Source organism: Eremococcus coleocola DSM 15696 (assembly GCF_000428865.1).
In the GTDB taxonomy this organism is placed as follows: domain Bacteria; phylum Bacillota; class Bacilli; order Lactobacillales; family Aerococcaceae; genus Eremococcus; species Eremococcus coleocola.
The window spans coordinates 102,035-124,423 of sequence record NZ_AUAT01000001.1 but is presented as its reverse complement, the minus strand read 5'-3'; the positions used below and the strand labels follow the sequence as shown (position 1 = coordinate 124,423).

General features: G+C 39.4%; 17 protein-coding genes, 1 other RNA gene and 1 pseudogene. 13 read left to right on the top strand and 6 right to left on the bottom strand.

Features of this window, described 5'->3' with window-relative positions; all coding sequences use genetic code 11:
• Window positions 1-20: 20 nt before the first annotated feature.
• From G396_RS09740 to G396_RS11095, 5 genes and pseudogenes are all read left to right on the top strand, one after another.
• Window positions 21-1,769, top strand: coding sequence for an ABC transporter ATP-binding protein (locus G396_RS09740; protein ID WP_051221007.1), 1,749 nt, complete (start codon window positions 21-23; stop codon window positions 1,767-1,769).
• A complete protein-coding gene (locus G396_RS0100575; protein WP_006418319.1) occupies window positions 1,756-3,516 on the top strand; it encodes an ABC transporter ATP-binding protein in 1,761 nt (586 codons plus the stop codon). Before G396_RS09740 ends, G396_RS0100575 begins: the two co-directional genes overlap by 14 nt.
• A 116-nt stretch (window positions 3,517-3,632) precedes the next feature.
• The gene (locus G396_RS0100570; RefSeq protein ID WP_028124706.1) at window positions 3,633-5,333 is read left to right on the top strand and encodes a M3 family oligoendopeptidase; all 1,701 of its coding nucleotides are present in this window, start codon (window positions 3,633-3,635) and stop codon (window positions 5,331-5,333) included.
• Window positions 5,334-5,661: 328 nt separating this feature from the next.
• Window positions 5,662-6,981 (top strand): bifunctional folylpolyglutamate synthase/dihydrofolate synthase, encoded by a 1,320-nt coding sequence (locus tag G396_RS0100565; protein WP_034907292.1) that lies wholly within the window; start codon window positions 5,662-5,664, stop codon window positions 6,979-6,981.
• Between the two features lie 86 nt (window positions 6,982-7,067).
• A pseudogene (locus G396_RS11095) lies at window positions 7,068-7,250 on the top strand (M13-type metalloendopeptidase); the annotation flags it as partial.
• A gap of 77 nt (window positions 7,251-7,327) precedes the next feature.
• Here the strand turns inward: G396_RS11095 and G396_RS0100555 are convergent.
• Entirely contained in the window at window positions 7,328-8,767 is a 1,440-nt protein-coding gene (locus G396_RS0100555; RefSeq protein WP_034907289.1) for an FAD/NAD(P)-binding protein, read from the bottom strand.
• Window positions 8,768-9,030: 263 nt separating this feature from the next.
• Here G396_RS0100555 and G396_RS0100550 point away from each other — a divergent pair, with 263 nt between their 5' ends.
• Window positions 9,031-10,371, top strand: coding sequence for an APC family permease (locus G396_RS0100550; protein ID WP_028124703.1), 1,341 nt, complete (start codon window positions 9,031-9,033; stop codon window positions 10,369-10,371).
• Window positions 10,372-10,403: 32 nt separating this feature from the next.
• Here the strand turns inward: G396_RS0100550 and G396_RS0100545 are convergent, their stop codons facing one another.
• The 3 genes from G396_RS0100545 to G396_RS0100540 all read right to left on the bottom strand — a co-directional run bounded on the left by G396_RS0100545 (window position 10,404) and on the right by G396_RS0100540 (window position 12,523).
• A complete protein-coding gene (locus G396_RS0100545; RefSeq protein ID WP_006418472.1) occupies window positions 10,404-11,222 on the bottom strand; it encodes an MBL fold metallo-hydrolase in 819 nt (272 codons plus the stop codon).
• Between the two features lie 134 nt (window positions 11,223-11,356).
• Window positions 11,357-11,718, bottom strand: a transfer-messenger RNA (tmRNA) gene (gene ssrA, locus G396_RS11090).
• Window positions 11,719-11,830: 112 nt separating this feature from the next.
• Entirely contained in the window at window positions 11,831-12,523 is a 693-nt protein-coding gene (locus tag G396_RS0100540; protein ID WP_028124702.1) for a histidine phosphatase family protein, read from the bottom strand.
• A 151-nt stretch (window positions 12,524-12,674) separates the two neighbouring features.
• Between G396_RS0100540 and G396_RS09735 the strand changes: the two genes are divergently transcribed.
• Genes G396_RS09735 through G396_RS0100525 form a run of 3 tightly spaced genes read left to right on the top strand, consistent with a single transcriptional unit; the run spans window position 12,675 to window position 15,154 of the window.
• Window positions 12,675-13,649 (top strand): YihY/virulence factor BrkB family protein, encoded by a 975-nt coding sequence (locus tag G396_RS09735; protein ID WP_006418238.1) that lies wholly within the window; start codon window positions 12,675-12,677, stop codon window positions 13,647-13,649.
• Complete coding sequence (locus G396_RS0100530; RefSeq protein ID WP_006418426.1) at window positions 13,650-14,837, top strand: FtsW/RodA/SpoVE family cell cycle protein; 1,188 nt, start codon at window positions 13,650-13,652, stop codon at window positions 14,835-14,837.
• Between the two features lie 26 nt (window positions 14,838-14,863).
• Window positions 14,864-15,154 carry a glycine cleavage system H family protein gene (locus G396_RS0100525; protein WP_006418382.1) on the top strand — a complete coding sequence of 97 codons (291 nt, stop codon included), beginning with the start codon at window positions 14,864-14,866 and terminating at the stop codon, window positions 15,152-15,154.
• Window positions 15,155-15,201: 47 nt separating this feature from the next.
• On the opposite strand, the gene G396_RS0100520 is transcribed toward G396_RS0100525, so the two are convergent.
• Window positions 15,202-15,927 carry a gamma-glutamyl-gamma-aminobutyrate hydrolase family protein gene (locus G396_RS0100520; RefSeq protein ID WP_028124701.1) on the bottom strand — a complete coding sequence of 242 codons (726 nt, stop codon included), beginning with the start codon at window positions 15,925-15,927 and terminating at the stop codon, window positions 15,202-15,204.
• Window positions 15,928-16,062: 135 nt separating this feature from the next.
• Here G396_RS0100520 and holA point away from each other — a divergent pair, with 135 nt between their 5' ends.
• Window positions 16,063-17,103 carry a DNA polymerase III subunit delta gene (gene holA / locus G396_RS09730; RefSeq protein ID WP_006418375.1) on the top strand — a complete coding sequence of 347 codons (1,041 nt, stop codon included), beginning with the start codon at window positions 16,063-16,065 and terminating at the stop codon, window positions 17,101-17,103.
• Between the two features lie 75 nt (window positions 17,104-17,178).
• On the opposite strand, the gene rpsT is transcribed toward holA, so the two are convergent.
• Window positions 17,179-17,433, bottom strand: a complete 255-nt coding sequence (gene rpsT, locus G396_RS0100510; protein ID WP_006418511.1) for a 30S ribosomal protein S20 — start codon at window positions 17,431-17,433, stop codon at window positions 17,179-17,181.
• A 197-nt stretch (window positions 17,434-17,630) separates the two neighbouring features.
• Here rpsT and uvrB point away from each other — a divergent pair, with 197 nt between their 5' ends.
• From uvrB to pnp, 3 genes are all read left to right on the top strand, one after another.
• Window positions 17,631-19,625, top strand: coding sequence for an excinuclease ABC subunit UvrB (gene uvrB, locus G396_RS0100505; protein ID WP_028124700.1), 1,995 nt, complete (start codon window positions 17,631-17,633; stop codon window positions 19,623-19,625).
• 179 nt (window positions 19,626-19,804) lie between these two features.
• On the top strand, window positions 19,805-20,074 hold the full coding sequence (rpsO, locus tag G396_RS0100500; RefSeq protein WP_006418372.1) for a 30S ribosomal protein S15: 270 nt from the start codon (window positions 19,805-19,807) through the stop codon (window positions 20,072-20,074).
• Between the two features lie 157 nt (window positions 20,075-20,231).
• Window positions 20,232-22,328 carry a polyribonucleotide nucleotidyltransferase gene (gene pnp, locus G396_RS0100495; RefSeq protein ID WP_006418230.1) on the top strand — a complete coding sequence of 699 codons (2,097 nt, stop codon included), beginning with the start codon at window positions 20,232-20,234 and terminating at the stop codon, window positions 22,326-22,328.
• The last annotated feature ends 61 nt before the right edge of the window (window positions 22,329-22,389 follow it).

The following is a 22,389-nucleotide window of genomic DNA, read 5'->3' as shown; positions in this document are numbered from 1 at the left end:
TACTTAGAAAAGAGGTCCCTATGTTAAAGGATTTATGGGCATATATGCGCAGCAAGCCGATCACTTATGGTTTGGCCACGCTCTTTGCCATGCTATCTAATCTGATTGGGATGGTTCCTAACCGGGTGGTTGAAACATTTGTTGATACGGTCGTGGCTAATCAATTATCTAATCAGCGGTTGATGACCCTGATGCTTACTTTTTTATTGGCAATTGTCACTTTATATTTGGTGGATTTATCCTGGGTTATTCTTATTTTAGGAAATGCTTATACTTATGTTAAAGATTTACGCCATCATTTTTTTAAACGTTTGTTAGGCTTTAGGGCCCCCTTCTATGAACGCTTCCGGTCAGGAGATTTAATTACCCGCTTGTCTTCAGATATGGATATGGTGGGGGACTTTCTTGGCTATGGGTTTATGATGGTAGTCGGAGATTGCTTCCGGTGTGTTGCGGTTTTTGTGGTAATGCTCCTATTATATCCAGCTAAATTGGTTTTAATTTCTCTGAGTCCTTTCATCCTTTTTTCAGTGATTATGTATTATGTAAGTCAGACTTTTGACCGCCTTTACGATCAAAAACGGGATGCGGTAGTCGCCCTAAACCAAGAAGTATTAGAGTCAGTCGAGGGGGTCCGTGTGATGCGGGCTTTCGGTCAATCCGAGACCTTACAGACAAATTTTGCCAATCGGACCCAGGATGTGGTCGCCCAAGCAGACCGGTTGAACCCATATTTTGCCACCTTCGGATCAGTTCCTAATATTTTTGGGGGACTCAGTTTAGCAATTTCTTTGACTTATGGCGGCTATCTTTTAGGCCAGGGTCAGGTAACCTTGGGGCAACTAGTGGCGGTTCAAATGTACTTAGGTATGTTTCATATGTCAATTTGGGGGTTATCTGAAATTATTGTGATGTATCGACAAGCTATGATTTCTTACGGTAAGTTAACTACCTTACAGACAGAAAAAGGGGAGCCTGACCAAGAGGGGAATCTACCGATTAGTCAGATTGAACAAATTGAATTTAGGGATTATTCCTTTACCTATCCTGGTGCTAAACTTAAAAGCCTAGATCATATTTCTTTTAAAATAAGTAAAGGTCAGACTCTGGGCTTAGTGGGTAAAACCGGAGCAGGTAAGTCAAGTTTAATCCGGCAGTTACTCCGACAATATTCCTTAAGTCACCAGGGGGAAATTCTGATTAATGGTCAGTCAATTGAAAACTTTGATCTCAGTCAATATGAATCATTAGTGGCTTATGTTCCGCAAGAACACATTCTTTTTTCTAAATCGGTAGCGGATAATATTTATTTTTCCAATCCGCAAGCAGATGAAAGTTCACTTGATCAAGCCATTATTGCCGCAGACTTCAAAAAAGATATTGTCAATCTTAACCAAGGTTTAGATACTATGATTGGTGAGAAAGGGGTCGCCATTTCGGGGGGACAAAAACAAAGAGTTTCCTTAGCCCGGGCTTTTCTAGCTCAAGGTGATTTACTTATCTTAGACGATTCTTTATCAGCGGTTGATGCGAAAACAGAAAGTCAAATTATTGACAACTTAAAAGCCCAGGCCCAAGACCAAATTAAGATTATTGTCAGTCATCGCCTATCAGCTGTAGAAGAGGCTGATTTAATTCTGGTGTTAGACCAGGGTAAGATTATTCAACAGGGCTCCCATCAGGAGTTGATAAGTCAGGATGGCTGGTATCAAGCCCAGGCTCGTCGGCAGGGTTATCTTAAGGAGGTGAGTCCTTATGAAACTCGTTAAACGTTTGTCCGCTTATTTTATTTATGAATGGCAAAGCTTACTTATAGGACTTTTACTCCTTGTGTCAGCTATTGCAATCTCAGTATATTTACCTATGTTTGCTTCCAAATTGATTGACCGGTTGACTCATGCCTATAGGGAGGGCAGTCAAGTCCCACTCGCTGAATTAACCCAGTTTTTCGGAATTTATATGGGCTTGCAGATTTTAAATTTAATACTGTCTTTTTCAGGAGCAGTCCTTTTAAGACATATGACCAATCGAATTGGGAAGATTCTCCGTGATCAGGCCCATGCTCATATGCAGAAGTTACCTGTCTCTTATTTTGATGATAAGCCGGCCGGAAAGGTTGCTACCCGGGTGGTGAATGATACCGAAGTGATTTTAAATAATTTCTTTGCTGTCTTTGCCAATAATGTCTTGATTAATGCCTTAACTGTGATTGGGGCCTATTGGGCCATTGCCCGCATCAATGGGTGGATTGCCTTAGCCTTATTGGTACTGATTCCAATTATTATCCTTTGGCAACTCACCTATAGTCGGATCATTGGACCGGTCAATACCGCCATGCGTGAATCCTATTCCAACTTAAATAGTCATGTAGCTGAGCTAGTGAATGGGATTGGAATTGTTCAGATATTCGGTCGCCAAAAATATATGGTTGATGCATATGATCAAGATAATGATGCATACCTCAATTCGCAAAAGAAATACTTATTCACTGATGCCTTTTTATCTTGGAACTTATCTGAGTTACTCAAAAACCTTGTTCTATTTGCGATTATGGCGATGATTGGGATTCGTTTTAACCAAAGAATATTAGGCTTTTCAGTTGGGGTAATCTATATGCTCATCAATTATGTTAGCCGTCTCTTTGACCCGATTACTATGATTGTACGGATGATGACCCAGGTTCAACAAGCCTTAGCTGCAGCCAAACGGGTGTTTGAACTCTTAGACCAACCAGTTGAAGTGGACCAAGAGGCTAGCTTGACCATAAAGCAAGCAGATATTGACTTTGATCATGTATCCTTTGCTTATGACGGGGATAATTATATCCTGAAAGATATTACTTTTTCTGTGCAAGAAGGGCAGAAGGTTGCCTTGGTGGGCCATACCGGGTCTGGGAAGTCATCCATTATTAATTTATTATTCCGTTTTTATGACCCCCAAAAGGGCCAAATTCGGATTGATGGGAAAGTTATTCAAGACTATAACCGGGAAAGTGTGCGCCAGGATATGGGAATTGTCTTACAAGATCCTTATCTATTTACTGGTACCATCGCTTCCAATGTCTCCATGAACCAAGCAGGGATTAGTGATCAAATGGTAGAAGAAGCCTTAATTAAAGTAGGGGCAGGCCCCCTTTTGGCTAAGTTAGACCAGGGTATCCAAAGTCCAGTGGTTGAAAAAGGTCAAGACTTATCTTCGGGTGAACGACAATTAATTTCTTTTGCTCGGGCTTTAGCCTCTGACCCTAAGATTTTAATCTTGGATGAGGCCACTTCCCATATTGATACTGAAACAGAGAGCTTAATTCAACATGCTATGCAAGTGGTTCAAACCGGCCGGACGTCGATTGTAGTAGCCCACCGTTTATCGACCATTATGGATGCAGATTTGATTTTAGTCTTGGACCAAGGCGAAATTGTCGAATTGGGTAATCATCGGTCACTCTTAGCAGCTGGGGGAAGTTATGCGCAAATGTATCAAGCTCAAGTTGAAGAAGCAGGTGGGACAGCTCCTTAGATTTTTAGAACAGTTGTGAGAATATTCTCCTGGAAGATGATTAATAAGATAAGTAGTAGGGTGCACGCTGTAAATTGTGCTATACTAGCTTTATGAAAATGAAAGAAGGTTTTTGAATGAAATTTAGTGAATACAAATATGAACGACCTGACTTAGACCAAGCTAAAGCTGAATTCTATGGCTATATTGATGCGATTAAAAAGGCAGATTCTTATGAAACTGTCAAAGAAAATCTTGATAAGCTACAAGCCCTTCAAAATGATTTAATGACCTTACAAGAATTAGTGGGCATCCGGGCTTCCATTGATAGTCGGGATGAATTCTATGAAGCTGAACAAGCTTTTTGGGATGAACACAGTCCAATTGTGACAGAATGGTTCACTGACTTCTATCGGGCTATCCTCAATTCATCCTACTTAGACCAATTAAAAGAAGATTTACCAGGCACCTTCTTTAAATTAGCTGAAAACTCCTTGAAATCCTTTGATCCTAAGGTCATTGAATTGATTCAAGAAGAAAATCGTCTAGTGACTGAATATAATCGTTTGATTGCATCGGCTGAGATTGAATACAAGGGTAAAACTTATAATTTACCAGGCTTAGGCAAGTTTGCACAAGACCCTGACCGCCAAGTCCGAAAAGAAGTAGCTGCCTTAAACAGTAAGTTCTTTGCAGATAATCAAGCAAAACTTGATGAAATTTATGACCGGATGGTTAAGGTGAGAGATAAGATTGCTAAAGACCTTGGTTTTAAAGACTTCGTTGAATTAGGTTATGTCCGCATGGACCGTTTAGATTATAACCGTCGAGATGTGGAGACCTACCGGCAAGAAATTCTAAAACATGTAGTTCCGTTGGACCAAGAACTCTATGCCCGCCAAGCTAAGCGTTTAGGATTGGATGCTTTGAAGTCTTATGACTTGCCTTTAGAATTTAAAGAGGGTAATGCGACACCAGTAGGGACTTCCGATGAAATCTTGGCCAATGGGGTCAAGATGTATCATGAAATGTCACCTGAAACCGGTGAGTTCATTGACTTTATGGTTGACCATGAATTATTAGACCTAGTTACTAAACCAGGTAAACAAGGGGGCGGCTACTGTACCTATATTCCAGGTTACCAATCACCCTTTATTTTCTCTAACTTTAATGGGACTTCTGGTGACGTGGATGTACTGACCCATGAAGCGGGCCACGCCTTCCAAGTCTATTCTTCTCGTTGGATCCAAAGTCCAGAATGTGTCTGGCCAACCTTTGAATCCTGTGAAATTCACTCCATGTCCATGGAATTCTTTGCCTATCCTTGGATGAAAGACTTCTTCCAAGACCAAGAACAAAAATATAAATACAGTCATTTAATGGGAACAGTGACCTTCTTACCGTATGGAGTCCTAGTAGACCACTTCCAACATGAAGTTTACGAACATCCAGAAATGACTCCAGCTGAACGCCGGGCAACTTGGCGGCGACTCGAAAAACAATATAATCCATGGAAAGACTTTGATGGTGATGAGTTCCTAGAAGCTGGTGGCTTCTGGTTCCGACAAGGACACATCTTTAGCTCACCATTCTATTATATTGATTATACCTTGGCCCAAGTTTGTGCCTTACAATTCTGGAAACGTCAAGTCATTGACCACGATCCAAAAGCTTGGGAAGATTATCTTGCAATCTGTCGTGCTGGGGGTACCTTATCCTTCCGTCAAATCGTGGAAAAAGCTAACTTGAAGTCACCATTTGAAAAAGGCAACTTAGAAGGTTTGGTTAATACTATTCGTGACTACCTTGCTGCTATTCCTGAATCAGATTTAGTTTAATTGATAATTTTAATTTGCTCTCGCCCGTTTCTTAGGCGAGGGCTTTTTTGCGTTCTAGTCTTAAAAGGCGTGTGTTTTGGCGGGGAGTAGGGAGGGGTGACGAGTTGGAGGTTAAGTCGTCATAATATTGTGCAAGGACTGACGAATAAGGAAAAAGTCGTCACTATCAAACTCAGAAAGTCTATTATCATCCCATTTGTCCTAGCAAAAGCTCGTGGAAGTATCCTAGTGAATCTTTATGTTAATTCTTTGTAAAATATTAAATTTCTATAGAAATTTGTTGTTAAATAAAGTATGATTTGTCTAGTTTGAATAAGGTAGGTGTCTTATGAAATTTACTGATATTAATGCAGCCTTAAATTGGATGAACCAAGAGTCTAATCCCATTCAACGTGAAGGGATTGAAAAGATTTATTATGCGATGAATTATTTGGGTAACCCCCAAAAAGGGCTGAAAGTCATCCAAGTGACTGGAACCAATGGAAAGGGGTCCACGACCGCATTTTTAAAAAATCTTTTTGCTGGGGCAGGCTTAAAAGTGGGGACCTTTACTTCACCCCATATTGAAAAATTTAATGAAAGAATTTCTTATGCTGGCCATGATATTTCTGATGCAGATTTATTGCGGTTAATGCCACTAATTTATGATTTAAATGAACATATGGCTCAAACCCAATATGGTCGATTAGTATTTTTTGAGATTTATACCTGCTTATTGTTTTTATATTTCCATGAAAAGCAACCTGATGTATGTCTGATTGAAGTCGGAATTGGAGGCTTAAATGACTGTACTAATGTCGTTGATGCCCAATATGCGGTCATTACCACCGTTGCATTAGACCATGTGGACAAATTAGGCGATACCGTCGAGGCAGTGGCCTACCAAAAAGCAGGAATCATCAAGAGGGGTGCCCAGGTCTTTATTGGACAACTACCAGCTTCCAGTGTGGCTGTAGTGGAAGCAAAGGTGGAAGAAGAGGGGGCTAAGCTCTACCAATACGGCCACGAATTTGGGGCCCTACCTATGACTTTATCTTTAGAAAACGGGTCCAAATTTACTTACTGGAATGACTTAGGTATGGAGAAAGAAGAATTTCGCCTATCAATGTTAGGACAACACCAAATGCATAATGCCGCAATTGCCTTGATGGTCTTCCAACATTGGATGTATGATCAGGGTATAGAGCTCCATAAAGAAAAGATGGCTCAAGATTTATTAACTACCCACTGGCAAGGGCGGATGGAAAAAATTAGTGACCAGCCTTTAATTTTTATTGATGGCGCCCATAATGAAGCTGGACTTGAAGCTTTAAAACAAGTGGTTGAAACTTATTTAATTGACCGTCAAGTGACAATTCTTTTTGCTGGATTGAATCGTAAAAATCAGTCAGCCCACTTGCAAATATTAGATCTTTTCCCCGCTAGTCAAATTTATATTGCCCCTTTTGACCACCATGAATCCTATAGTCAGGCTGAATGGCAAAATCTAGTGAATGAAGACCCAAATCCTAATCTTCATGTAATTGGTGATTGGGCTGAATTCATTGATCAATTTGAGGGGGAAAACAATCAAGTCTTGTTAGTGACAGGCTCGCTTTATTTTATCTCTCAAGTCCGCCAATATATCTTACATGGCCTAAGAAATTAATTAATATTTACAAAGAAAATTTTTGATAAAAGAATGTCACCACCTAGCTTAATTGATTATGAAAGCTAGGTGGCCTTATTTATTTAATCTGGTGTCGTAAGGCCCGCTTAGAATACATGCAACTCCTCTTAAAGATTGACGTGCATTCACCGGGTGAATTACGTGCTAATATCCAACCCCGTAATTTGGCGGAGTTCCATGAAGTCTTCCAAACTCAACCAGGCGATGGTATGTACCTAGCTCCTGAAGACCGGGTGGTTATTTGGTAGTTTAACGTCAGAAAAGAAATAAAAAGAAGACCTCCTGTGCTTGGAAAATTTTATCCAAGACGGGAGGTCTTTATGGGTTATAGCGCTTTATTTTTGATTAACTTATCGGCCCAGGCTTGAATCTTAATAGTGGAATTATTCTGAAATACTTGGCCATTAATCAGGGTGCCATGAATCAGTAGGTGGCTAATGGGGCCTAATTTGGGTGAAATTGTCTGACCTGTGTCCAAGTCAATGGCTAGGCCACCTAGGTTTGCAAATTGAACATAGCCTTTATTAATGAGAGATTTAAAGATAGAAGACGCTTGATTTAGATTTTGGTCATTTAAGCCGTAGCCAGTGGCATTAATAACCCAATCAGAACTAGCTATGAGAGTATGGTCCTCATTTAATAAATGGAAGGTCTGGTTTTCAGCTTGGACACTGTCAATACCATTTAAAGTTTTCAAGCGTCCTTCTTCGAAGGCTCTCAATAATATAAGTGCAGAATCTTTGGGCATAGGATTCCTTAGATTGATGAGGGCATCCATATAATGGTCTTTAAATGCTTGGTAATCAGAAACGGTCATCGTGGCAAGGCGGGTGGATAAGAGGTTTGAGAGGTGGAGAAATAGAGCTTGGGCCCGGCCAAATATTTTGGGGTGCCCCATACTTAAGTCAAGGCCTGCCTTACCTGGTAAAAGCCATTCTGATTTGAAAACGGGCCAGGTGACTCCCACTTGTTCGAAGTCTGCTTGAATCCATTGGTCTAAGTCATTAAAAGACAGGTGACCTTGATTGTTAGCCATGGCATGGTCTAAATTATTCTCTGTCAAAAATTTATAATCTAGGTCAACTTGGTCCCTGCCGCGGATAGTTGGAAAATAATTGTTTAAAGAAAAGACTTGAATCAGACTTTGAGGACTATGTGTCAAACAATATTTTAGGACATCGATGGCCGCAAGGCCAGTACCGATGACTGTTAATGTTTGGTCTGGCATTTCAGTCATAGGTATAGCTTGGAGCGGGTATGGATTATGAATATAGTGGTTTTGGCCGAGTAAGTGATAAAAATCGTGGGCGGGTAAATCCCCACAGCAAAGGTGGACTTGGTCATAATCCTGGCTTTGGCCACTTTGATCGACTAGTTGCCACTGCTGAGTTTGGTCTAGCCAAGTTATGTCGGTCACTCTTTGGTATATGGCTTTGGCCTTTAAGTCATGGCTAAGCTCTTGGATACGGTCTAGCATATAATCTCCATAAGTCCAGCGGGGCATATACTCTTGGAAAGGGATATCTTGGTCTTTCAACCAAGATACAAAATCATCCATGTCTTGGTAATCAAAGGATATAGCGTCAGACCTGGAGTTATTTAAGGCGAGGCTAGAATCAGGTCGGAAGGGAATACCTTTACCAAAATGGATAGGGTCATCATAACAGTCAATTTCTAGTTTTTCCTTGGGATAAAATTTGTGGTAACTGGCTAGGACTGCGCCCCCAGCAACCCCCATCCCAATAATTGCGATTTTCTGGGTCATAAGTGACCTCCTTATGTTGTTAAAGTAAGTATACAATAAAATCAATTATAATGATTAAATTCTTAGACTAAATTTTAATTATATTTATTATTTTTTATTGTAACAAATGAATAAATAGGATAATGCGTAAAAATATAAAAGTAGTACAGGAAAACGATCTGTTTAAAAGTGGAGTATTTATATAATTCAAATTTTTAAGCAGAAAAGTATTTCCATCTGCAAATAAAAAGCCTATAATAATGACCTATATAGGAGTGAAGTGAATGCAAAATGAGATTAAAAAAACTTATGGCCTTACCAATGCCATTACTATGATTGTAGGATCCGTAATCGGATCCGGTATTTATTTTAAAGCCGATGATATCCTGATGTTTACTGGAGGGAAACTTTGGTTGGGAATTGTCCTAATTGTCTTTGGTGCCCTTGTTATTGTCTTTGGCTCTCTAGCCTTGGCTCAACTAGCCCAACGCTCTAGTCAAGCAGGGGGGATTGCCTCTTATATTGGCGATTTTGTCAGTCCTGCGCTTGCTACCGGGGTGGGAGCCTACCAAGCCTTCGTTTATTTTCCGATTTTTACTGTGATCGTTTCTTGGGTGGGGTCAGCTTATACTTTGTCGATTTTTAATCCCAATGCTAGTTTAGAAGCAAAAATTGCATTAACCTTCGTTTATATGTCCGGGATTGTAGCCATAAATTATCTGTCTAAGAAGTTAGCAGGGCAATTTCAATCGGCAGCCACCTTTATTAAAGTGATTCCTTTAGTCATTATTGCGATCGTTGGATTCTTTTGGTCTAAAGATTTGCCAATTGTACCCCAAGGAATAAAGGTGATTGAACCCTTTGATAATGGTTGGGGGTGGTTAGCGTCCTTGGTTCCTTTAGCCTTCACCTATGATGGCTGGACTGTAGCCGCAACCATTGCACCTGAAGTGAAGAATCCGCGACGCAACCTACCTTTGGCTTATACCTTAGGCCCCTTGGCTATTGTCTTTATCTATGTGGTTTATTTCTGGGGACTGAATGAAATCTTAGGGGAGACCTTTATTTTATCTACGGGAAATGTTGCCATCCAATATGCGGCCCAAATGATTCTGGGTAAGGGATTTGCTTCTGCTATTATCTTCTGTGTGATTGTATCAGTTATGGGGGTTGCTGACGGCATGTATTTAGCCGCCCAACGTTTGCCTCAAGCCATGGCAGAACGTCAATGGATTCAGTCACCGCGCTTGGCTAAATTACATCCGAAATATCAAGTTTCCACGGCATCAACGCTTTTAACTTATGGCTTAACTATTTTTTGGTTAGGAATTCATTATTTAGTTGAAAAATACCAATGGTTACCTGGATCTGATATCTGTGAATCTGCTGTGGTTTTTAACTCTATTTGTCTTTTACCTTTATTTTATGCAACCTACCGGCTCCACAAGCAGGGGGAAATCAAATCAGCCTTCTTTGGGATTGTTTGTCCTTTATTAGCTACTTTTGGGATTATAATCCTGGTTGTGGGATCAATTGTATTAAACTGGAAAGTTGCATTGCTAACCATGACTATGTCGGTTATATTTGTGGTTTATTTTATTCGGCTTTATCAAAAAAATCATTAAGCATAAAAGAAAAAACTCCCCTCGGAGGTTTTTTAATACTTTAGATTTTGGCTATAGCGAATATTACCTAGGCTTTGAAGGGGAGGATATGATTTACGGCGGTCACGTGCTGTATAGATGGGTTGGCCGTCATTATCACCGATGATTAATTGATCATCCCGATTGGCCAAAATTTCCTCGACCCAATAATAGTTAGAGTCGACGATTTCTTTATCTATTTGATAGGGAGCATGACTCAATAGAACAGTATCGTATTGTTCTTTAATTTTCAATATATTTAAAAGGCTCTCACGAAATGCGGATAAGGGGGCAGAGTGGTCAAAATAAATCATGGTATTGTCGGTACAGGCGTCACCAGTAAAGAGGAGGCGCCGTTCTGGAATAAGAAAGACCATTTCACCGAGTGTGTGTCCTGGTAGATGAAGGGCTTGGAGAGAAAGACCCCCAAGATCGAAGATATGACCATTAGAATAATATTTAATTGCTTTGGGGATAGGATCAACAAAGAGGGGGTTATGGACGGGAAAGTTGTCTTTTTTGAGAGCATTGCGCATAATTCGTGGTCGAATATCATTTTTAAGTCGGTTTAAATAGCCATTTTTATCAGGTAAACTCATATAGACTTCATTGAATTGAGAAGCGCCTCCATAATGATCAGAATGGGCATGGGAAATAATTACATCATATGGTTTGGTGGTGACTGAGTCGATGACTGACTTTAGGTCCCCGTAGCCCCAGCCGGTGTCTAAGACAAGCGCTCGATCTCGTCCCTCAAAGACATAAACGCAAACATAGGGCATTTTGATACGGAAAATATCTTCAGTAATTGACTCAACTTGGAACAAACGCATAGAATTACCTCCTCAAATTGTAAAGAGTATAGCATATTTATTATTAAATAAAAAATATGGCGTTTCAATTATTACATTTTTTCATAAAAATAGCTGGACTTTGGATAATAAACATCCAAAGTCCAGCTATTTTATTATGGAGATGAGGGGAATCGAACCCCTGTCCAGAAAGCCCGCCACTCCCGAATCTACGTCAATAGTTGATCCTATTAAGATTTAGCTGTCTCATAGCCGACCAACAGGCATTTGAGGTCGCGAGTCTGATAATCTCTTACTTAACTTGCAGACGGAAAGTTAAATCGTATCCCACTTAATTGAGACCAGGAACCGGTACATGGGCGATACCGGGCTGATCTTTGCAAGCAGTTATTAGGCTGCTAAAGCAAAATTATTATTATTGTTTGCAGTTATATTTAACTGTAGCGTTTTTAGGTAGTCGCTGCCTTCCTGACGCATCAAGAGCTCGTATGAAATCTGTCGAAACCAGTACACCCCCGAAAATTTAGATACTAATTATAGCATACTATTTTATTAAACGCAAAAGCTACACTTTCAAAAGAAAAGCTCAACTTCCAATAAAGAAGTTGAGCGAATTATCGATTTATATGTTATTCCCCAGCTTTTTCCGCAATTTTTGCAAAGTGGTCGGTCTTACCATAAGCAGTCATTTTAAAATGACCATCCTTGTATTGGACAATAGAAACAGAGGCGTTGTCGAGTGGGATGGTTTCTTTAAAGTCAGCCACCAGACCATGTAATAAATTGCGAATGGTCATACCATGGCAGACTACGAGAATATTTTGATCAGTCGCAGCGTGTTTATTTAATAAAATTAGGAGACCTGATTCAACTCGGTTCCAAAACTCAGCGTAAGATTCAGCATAGTGATAAGGATCATATTTCTTTACCAAGTCTAGACTTGTTTTAATGTCAGGTTCACTACCAGCGGGTAGGTCATGAATAATTAAGGCTTCTTCCATCACCTTGGGCCAAATTTCTTCAGCAGGTAGGCCTTCATAGAAACCAAAATGGACTTCCCGGAATTCTTTCATGGGGGTTATCTCTAATCCGTCAGCATATAAATTTTCTTCTAATAAAATATTAGCTGTATCAATGGTTCTTTGAAGGTCTGAAGTATAAACCGCATCAAATTTTACTTTTGATAGGCCTTTACCACTTTGGTGAACCACTTCAATCCCTTCATCGGTTAAAGGGGCATTAGCCCAGCCTTGCATGCGGCCATAGCGGTTTAGGTAGGTTTCTCCGTGTCTTACAAAATAAAATGTCAAACCTTTAGACATATATCTTCCTCCCTTTCTTTACCATTTAATTATAACCTAGATTTAGAAAAAGTCTAAGAAAAGCAAAGCAAATTTCCAATAGCTATGAGTGAAATTTTTTCCTAAGTGTGTTAAAATTTTTAAGACTATTAAAGTGGAGAGGAGGGCTAGTGTGTCAGAACAACCATCAGTCTTTCAACGTTTACTGAAAACTTTTCAATTCAATCAAAAGCAGTTAGCTTTTGGCTCCTATGCAGCTGAGCTTTCCTTCTATATCATTTGGGCCATTGTTCCCTTAATGTTGGCTTTAGCTAACGTAATTTCTGTCTTACCATTTTCACCTACGGATATTGTAGCCACAATTAAAGATGTTCTGCCGAGCCAAGTGCAAGGGCTCCTGCTGCCTTTATTGGAAGATTATCTATCATCAACATCTTCTGGAGCTTTCTCACTCGGTTTGATTATTTCTTTATGGCCCGCTTCAAATGTGTTTAATACGATTCAAAGGGTTTTTAATACGATTTATAAGGCGGAACCAAGAAAAAATGCCTTAATTGCTCGAATGTTTTCCTACGTATTTACGATAGCTTTTGTATTGGTAGGGGTCTTCCTAGGCTTTGCCGTATTATATGGTGAAACCTTCTACCAGGCAGTAAAAGATATTTTTGGCTTTGATTTTGCTTTATTGGAAATCCTGATTAATCAGAGTGGTTTGATTGGGTTTGCCTTATTAGCTTTAGTTCTATTAATTATTTATCAATTTATCCCAAATGTTAATTGGACTTGGCGGTATTCTATTCCGGGCACTTTATTTGCTCTCCTTGGCTTTACCTTGATATCCCAATTATTTGGACTGGTTGTTTCCATGATGGGCCGGTCTACTTCGAATCAGACAATTGGTGTTTTTATCATCCTACTGATTTGGTTATATTTTAATGCCATGGTGATTGCGATTGGTGCTTTTATTAATGTCTTTTACCACGACTTTAAAGAAAAAAATTATTGGGAAATCTCAGACCAAGTAAAAGATCAAGCAGTCTTTCGGGCCACAAGTTCGAATTATGTTTACTATGGTCAAAGTCAACCAGTTTTACAAAATCAGATATATCAAGTGGAGTCAGACCACACTTCGAAGGAGTCTATTTAAATGAACATGTCACGAAAATTAAAAATTGAACAAGAATCTCGGGTTGATTATGGCATAATCTTAACAATTATTATCTTAGCCCTAATTGGCTTAATATCCGTCTATGCAACCACGACCATGATTAATGGGGAAAATATCGCCCCAACCTTGTTTCATGCCCTCTGGTATGCTGTAGGGTCGATTGCCGTTATTGTAGTCATGCAGTTTAATAGTGAACAATACTGGAAATTATCCACTTACTTGTATGGCTTAGGACTCCTTTTATTAGTTTTTGTGCTTATTTTTTACGACCGGCAACTAGCTGCTGAAACGGGGGCTCGTTCTTGGTTTAGACTAGGATCTTTATCTTTCCAACCTTCGGAAGTTGTTAAACCGGCTTACATTATTATGTTAGCGCGGGTAGTAACCCAACATAACCATGAATTTATTGAAAGAACCCTTAAATCAGATTGGTTATTATTAGGAAAAATTGCTGTGGTTGCTTTGCCAGCAATGGTTTTGATTCAACTTCAAAATGACTTAGGGACGAACTTGGTTATGTTAGCCATTACCGGCGGTGTGATTCTGGTATCGGGTATTTCTTGGAAAATCTTATTACCGGCGATTCTGATTGTTGTAGCCTTGGCTGCAGGAATACTTTCTGCTGTGGTCTTTTTCCCAGACTTCTTGATTGAGAATAAGTTGGTTCAAGCTTATCAAATTAACCGGATTAAAGACTGGCTAGAGCCTTTTGCGGATACGCGGGGGTCTGGATATCAGTTAGCTCAATCAATTAAAGCCATTGGGTCAGGTCAGTTACTTGGCAAAGGACTAGGGGTTTCAGAAGTAACCGTGCCGGTTAGGGAATCTGACTTTATATTTACCACCATTGGTGAAAATTTTGGTTTTATCGGTGCCTCATTCTTACTTTTAATTTATTTTATTTTGATTTATCAAATGGTTCAAACTTGTTTTAAAACTAAGAATGAGTTTTATACCTATATTGCAACTGGGGTTATTTCAATGATCCTCTTCCATATTTTGGAAAATATTGGAATGAATATTGGACTCCTACCAATTACCGGGGTGCCATTACCTTTTATTTCTCAAGGGGGTTCAGCTTTACTTTCCAACATGATTGGGGTAGGCTTGATACTGTCAATGCGTTATCACTATAAGTCATACATTTTCGACAATGATGATTTTTAGACATACAAAAAGATAGGGGAATTAAGATGAATGTAGAATATTTATGGCAAAAAGAAGCCTCAGGTCAAATCGTATTAGGTGTTAATGAAGTCCTACAAGAAGAAGTTGGCGAGATTGTCTATGCGAATATAGCCCGTCTGGGTGAAATTGCAGCAGGGGATACCCTCTTAAATGTGGAAGCTTCCAAAGCCACTATTGAAATTCCTAGTCCAATTTCGGGTAAAATTGTTGTTAAACATGTAGAAGCTGAAAATAATCCCAGCCTCTTAGATTCACAAGATGAAGAAAAAAATTGGATTGTTAAAATTGAAGCCTAATATTAAAAGCTAGAAAGTTCTTCAGAAGAACTCTCTAGCTTTATTTTTTAATCTTTTGGCAAGGCACGTTCGACTAAATTTCGAAAGAGGTTAATGGAGTGTTGGTCATGAATATGGGTTAACTCAGGATGCCATTGGACCGCGATGACATTATCTGCGGGTGCTTCAACCGCTTCGATAACCTGATCCAGAGATTGAGCAATCACCGTAAGCCCTTGACCTAATTGATCGATTGATTGGTGATGGAAGGAGTTAACGGTAATTTCCTTACCAAAGATGGGTGATAAACTCGACTGATCTTTGATTTGAATGCGATGGGTTGGAAATTGGGGTAAACTTTGTTGGTTATGTTGAAGGTAAGCTGTCTTATCTTCAGATAAATCTTGATAAAGTGTGCCCCCATAGCGGACATTTAATAGTTGTAGTCCGCGACAAATACCTAAGATAGCCTTACCTTGGTGAATTGCTGCATTGATAAGGGCTAATTCAAAGGTGTCTCTTTGGGGCGAAGTTTCTTGGATGGCTTGATGGGGCTCTTGATTATATAAGAGGGGCGAAACATCTTGCCCACCCGTTAGAATGAGGCCATCTAAGCTAGACATAATTTCTTCAGCTAGTGATTCATCCATAATCGGAATGATATAGGGAATTCCCCCTGCTAATTCTACAGCTTGTGAGAATTCACGTGGCGTGTAGTTGGCGTCAAAAGCAGCCACTTCTTCAGGCCGTTTGTAGGTAATAATATTACCAGTAATACCAATTTTTGCTTTCATAATGGGCTCCTTTTCTAGAATATGTTCCCTATTATATAGCTTTGAAAAATACATGCAAGTCTGAGCTTTAATTTAAGTAAAGAATAAGCTAAACTAGGATAATAGTATTGTAATCTTGTAAGAGGAGGAGATTTCGTGTCAAGTTACCAATCAGCCCTAAAAAAATTAAAAACTGGCCAAGTAAGTCCAGTCTATCTATTATATGGGAGTGAACAGTATCTCCAAGATACCTTTCTGTCTAGTCTCTTAGACCATTGTCGTCAAGGACAAGAGGAGCTTGATTTAACGCGCTTTGATTTACAAGAAGACAGTTTAACCCTAGTCCTTGATGAAGCGAATCTCTTTTCTTTCTTTGCAGACCGCAGGGTCATTGTGGTTGATCAAGCGGATAGCCTGATTGGGGCCAGTCGTAAAAGTATCACCGATAAAGAGCAAGCAGCCTTATTAGAGTATTTAGCCCAACCCAATGAGGCTTCAGTATTGATTTTTAGGGTCTTAAAGGATAATTTAGACAAACGGCGCAAGTTAAGTAAGGCACTCTTAAAAGAGGCGAATTTCGTAGAAATGACGCCGATGGATGAACGGGCGGTTGAAGCCTATTTAAAAGAATTTCTTAGAGATGGAAAATTTAAGATTCAAAGAGAGGGTATCCAAGAACTATTAATTAGGACAAATTATGATTTAACAAAGGTAACAAGTGAATTAAATAAACTGAATTCTTTTGCTAATCCGGACCAATTAATCACCAAAAAAGATATTTCATTATTGGTACCTCGCAGCCTAGAATCAAATGTGTTTGAATTATCGAATGCGGTGGTGGCCCTCCAAATTGAAAAGGCAGTCAAAATATACCGCGATTTACTCTTATTAAACAATAATCCTATTCAATTGCACGCTTTACTGATTACCCAATTTCGCTTATTTATCCAAAGTCGAATCCTCATGGAAGCAGGCCACTTAGAAGGAGATATTGCTAAAACCCTTTCGGTCCATCCTTACCGGGTTAAATTAGCTTTAAAAAATAACCGGATCCTTAGTCTGAATCAATTACAACAATTTTATATGGATTTGGTAGAAGCTGATTTTGCTATGAAACAAGGATTGGGCAATAAAGAAACCTATTTTTATATTTTACTGATGAAATTACAAGATATGGTAGAAAAAAATAAAAGCTAAATTAAAGAATAAATAAAAAAGAGTAAAGAAAAAAGCCAGCATCGCGAAGAGGCTGGCTCAAAATATTTATTTTAATTATTTATTTAATAATGAGTTTAATTTAGCTTTATCGCGGTCAGCTTTATTACCATGGATTAAACCATTTTTAGCTGCACGATCAATTTTACTTGCGGCTGCATTGAATAATTCTTGTGCATTATCGGCTGAAGATTCTACGGCAGCTTTAAAGTTTTTGATAGCGGTACGCATTTCAGATACTTGAGCTTTATTTAAGTCACGTTTAGTAGTGTTTTGACGCACACGTTTAGTTGCTTGTGCTGAGTTTGCCATGATGTCACCTCTTTCAATATTGGTTCTTAATAGTATATAAGTCAAAGCTGACTTAGTCAACAAGAAGTATTATAACGTATTTAAAAAGCTAAAAGCAATCTTTTTTTTATTTTTCTTTAGATATAATCCTACTTTTTGCATTTTTTAGAAATTAGGGTATCATAAAAGCGAACATTCATTCGTAAAGGAGTAAAACGATGGATCATTTTAATTTAAAAGCACCTTATCAAGCGTCAGGGGATCAACCCAAAGCGATTGCCGATTTAGTAAAAGGTCTAAAAGAAGGAAAACGGGATCAAATTCTTTTAGGCGCTACTGGGACAGGTAAAACCTTTACTATTGCTAATGTGATACAGGAAATAAACAAGCCAACTTTAGTCCTAGCTCACAATAAAACTTTAGCAGGTCAATTATATAGTGAGTTATTAGAATTTTTCCCGGATAATGCAGTTGAATATTTTGTCTCTTATTATGATTACTATCAGCCAGAAGCCTATGTACCTTCATCTGATTCCTATATTGAAAAAGAAGCCTCTATTAATGATGAAATTGATAAATTACGTCACTCTGCTTCCTCAGCCTTATTAGAACGGCGTGATGTTATTGTGGTTGCGTCGGTATCTTGTATTTATGGTTTGGTTGACCCAGAAATGTACCGGGACCAAGTTTTGTCTCTAAGAGAAGGACAAGAAATCTCGCGTGCCTATGTCTTAAACCGCTTAGTTGAAATGCAGTATGTCCGTAATGACTATGATTTCCAACGGGGAACTTTCCGAGTCCGGGGAGATGTGGTTGAAATTTTCATCGCCTCCCATGACTCCTCTGTGCTTAGGGTTGAGTGGTTTGGTGATGAAATTGACCGGATCCGTGAAGTGGATGTGATGACAGGTGAAATTAAATCCGAATTGAAGCACTTCCCAGTCTATCCTGCTACTCACTTTGTGGCCAACCAAGAACAGACTTTGAGGGCAGTGGAAACCATTCGCGCTGAATTAGAAGAAAGACTGGCCGAACTGAATAAAGAACATAAGCTCCTTGAGGCCCAACGTTTGGAACAAAGAACCAACTATGATATCGAAATGCTCTTGGAAATGGGGTATTGTTCAGGTATTGAAAATTACTCTCGGCACATGGATGGTCGGGTACCAGGGCAAGCACCCTTTACTCTCTTGGATTTCTTCCCTGATGACTATTTAATTGTAGCCGATGAATCACATATAACCTTGCCCCAAATTCGCGGTATGTATAACGGTGACCGGGCTCGGAAACAACAATTAATTGATTATGGTTTTCGGTTACCGTCAGCTTTAGATAATCGACCATTACGCTTGGAAGAGTTTGAGAAAAAAGTTAATCAAATGATCTATGTTTCGGCCACCCCAGGTCCTTATGAATTAAACCTAACTGATAACCAATATGTTGAGCAAATAATCCGGCCAACTGGCTTACTTGATCCGGTGATTGAGGTCAGACCAATCAAGGGTCAAATGGATGATATTGTTAGTGAGATAAATGAAACTATTTCCCGTGGTGACCGGGTCTTCATTACAACTTTAACTAAGAAGATGTCCGAAGACTTAACTGATTATTTGAAGGAATTAGACTTTAAGGTGAAGTACCTTCACTCAGATATTAAGACTCTGGAACGGACGGAAATAATTCGTGATCTTCGCCTGGGAATCTTTGATGTCTTAGTCGGGATTAACTTGTTGCGGGAAGGACTCGATGTACCCGAAGTTTCCTTAGTTATGATTTTAGATGCGGATAAAGAAGGCTTCTTAAGGTCAGAACGGTCTTTAGTTCAAACCATTGGTCGGGCTGCCCGGAATGATCATGGGAAGGTGATTATGTATGCAGATGCAATCACCGATTCCATGCGGAAAGCCATGGATGAAACAGAACGACGCCGGAAAATTCAAATGGCTTATAATGAAGCTCATGGGATTACGCCACAAACCATTAAGAAAGAAGTCCGCGATCTAATTAAGATATCTAAGGAAGTATCTTCTGATGAACAAGAAGAAAATATCTTGCAACAATTCAAATCCCTATCGCGGGCCCAAAGAGAAGAAGAGTTGGACCGCTTAGAAATGGAAATGAGGCAACATGCTAAAGCCATGAACTTCGAGGCAGCCGCCGAGCTTAGAGATATTATTATGGAATTAAAGGCTGTTTTTTATAAGAAAAAATAAAAACCCTATAAAAAATCCGGTTTTAGCTTGAATATCCTTAGTAAATAAGCTATATTATTCAAGTAGCCGTCTGTTGCTGTCTTTGACCGACGGACGGTGGGCGCAAAGCCTTAACTCAGTAATCGAATCACCAACGTTTACTTGGTTAGGGACAAAATCATAGAAAGAGGTGAAATGAGATGGCATTAAGCAAAGAACGCAAGAGCGAAATCATTAAAGAATATGCTACTCATGAAGGCGATACAGGTTCAGTTGAGGTACAAGTTGCCGTTTTAACTGAAGAAATCAACTTATTAAATGAGCATATTAAAGAACATAAGAAAGATTTCCATTCTTATCGTGGTTTAATGAAGAAAATCGGGCACCGTCGTAACTTATTAGCTTACTTACGTGAAAACGATATTCCTCGTTACCGTGAATTAATTTCTCGTTTAGGATTACGTCGTTAATCATGATTTTAAAAAGGGTGACATTTTTGTCATCCTTCTTTTTATATAAAAATATACAAATGGTTGGTCACTACTATACAAGTATGAGCTAAACGCTAAGGAGTTTAATTGATATTTGTTTAGTAGTCTACCGTTTGCAATAAAAAGGAGAGTATATATGACAAAACAAGTATTTAAGCTTGATTTTAGGGGTCGACCTCTACAAGTTGAGATTGGCCAAGTTGCCAAGCAAGCATCGGGTGCCGTTCTAGTTCGCTACGGTGAAACGGTTGTTTTAGCTACAGCGGTTGGATCTAAAAAAGCTGGAACTGGTGATTTCTTCCCACTGACAGTTAACTATGAAGAAAAAATGTATGCTGTAGGTAAAGTACCAGGTGGCTTCTTAAAACGAGAAGGGCGTCCTTCAGAACATGCAACCTTAACCGCGCGTTTAATTGACCGTCCAATTCGGCCAATGTTTCCTGATGGAGTCCGGAATGAGGTTCAAATTGTAGCAACCGTCTTATCCGTTGATCAAGATAATAGTCCTGAGATGGCCGCTATGTTTGGTGCTTCCTTAGCATTAGGTGTTTCTGATGTGCCTTTTGATGGTCCAATTGCTGGGGTTAAAGTGGCTCGAGTAGATGGTCAATTAATTATTAATCCAAGTGTTGACCAACTCGCTACAACTGAAATTGACTTAACGGTAGCTGGGACTAAGACAGCAATTAATATGGTTGAGTCTGATGCGGCTGAAGTTCCTGAAGCCGAAATGTTAGAAGCTTTATTATTCGGTCATGAGGCTATTAAAGAACTCGTTGCCTTCCAAGAAGAAATCATATCAGCTGTGGGTAAAGAAAAATTTGAATTGACCTTGGCTAAACCTCTGCCTGACATTGTGGACCAAGTCAATGAACTTTTCCAAGCTAAAATGGTTCAAGCCATTCAAACTGAAGAAAAGAAAGCCCGGGAAGAAGCCGTTGCTGACGTTATGGCAGCGGCCGTGGAATATTTCCAAACAAAATATGATAGTAATCCTGAATTTGAAGAAATCATTAAGTCTGTAAATATTGCCTTACATGATTTAGAAAAAGATGAAGTTCGCCGTTTAATTACCAAAGAACGGGTGCGGCCAGATGGTCGTAAAATTGATGAAATTCGTCCACTTTCTTCAGAAGTTGGTCTCTTACCACGGGTCCATGGTTCTGGTCTCTTTACTCGGGGACAAACGCAAGCCTTATCTGTTGCAACTTTGGCCCCATTAAGAGAGCATCAAATTATTGATGGCTTAGGTACCGAAGATTATAAACGGTTTATGCATCACTATAATTTCCCTCCATATTCAGTGGGTGAAACTGGCCGGATGGGTAGCCCAGGTCGTCGTGAAGTGGGCCATGGTGCTTTAGGTGAACGGGCCTTGAAACATGTTATTCCTTCAGAAGAAGAATTTCCATATGTGATTCGTCTTGTCTCTGAAGTTTTAGAATCAAACGGTTCGTCTTCCCAGGCCTCTATTTGTGGGTCAACCCTAGCCATGATGGATGCTGGTATCCCAATTAAAGCTCCAGTGGCTGGGATCGCCATGGGCTTGGTGATGGATGATGATGCTGATTATACCATCTTAACGGACATTCAGGGCCTAGAAGATCACCTCGGTGATATGGACTTCAAGGTAGCTGGTACTGCTAAAGGAATTACCGCTTTACAAATGGATATTAAAATCCAAGGAATTACAGAACAAATCTTGCGGGAAGCCTTAGCTCAAGCTAAAGTAGCCCGGATGCAGATTTTGGATCAAATTACTTCCACCATTGCAGCACCAAGACCTGAATTGAGTAAGTATGCACCTAAGATTGAAATGGTTAAAATTGATATTGACCAAATCAAAGTGGTGATTGGTAAGGGTGGCGAAACGATCAACAAAATTATCGATGAAACAGGTGTTAAAATCGATATTGATGATGAAGGTAATGTGTCAATTTACTCTGAAGACCAAGCCATGATTAATAAAGCCAAAGATATTATTGAAAGTTTAACCCATGTAGTGGCGGCTGGTGAAGTCTATACGGGGAAAGTAGTTCGGATTGAAAAATTCGGCGCTTTTGTTGAAATCTTACCAGGCAAACAAGGCTTACTCCATATCTCTCAAATAGCTAAAGAACGAATCGATAAAGTTGAAGATGTCTTAGCCATGGGTGATGATGTGACAGTTAAAGTAACTGAAATTGATGACCGGGGTCGGATTAATTTATCACGGAAAGTATTAATCAAGTAAAATTTGTCTATATTACCCAATTAGCAATAGGTTAATTCCTTTTGTTGATTGGGTTTTTTGT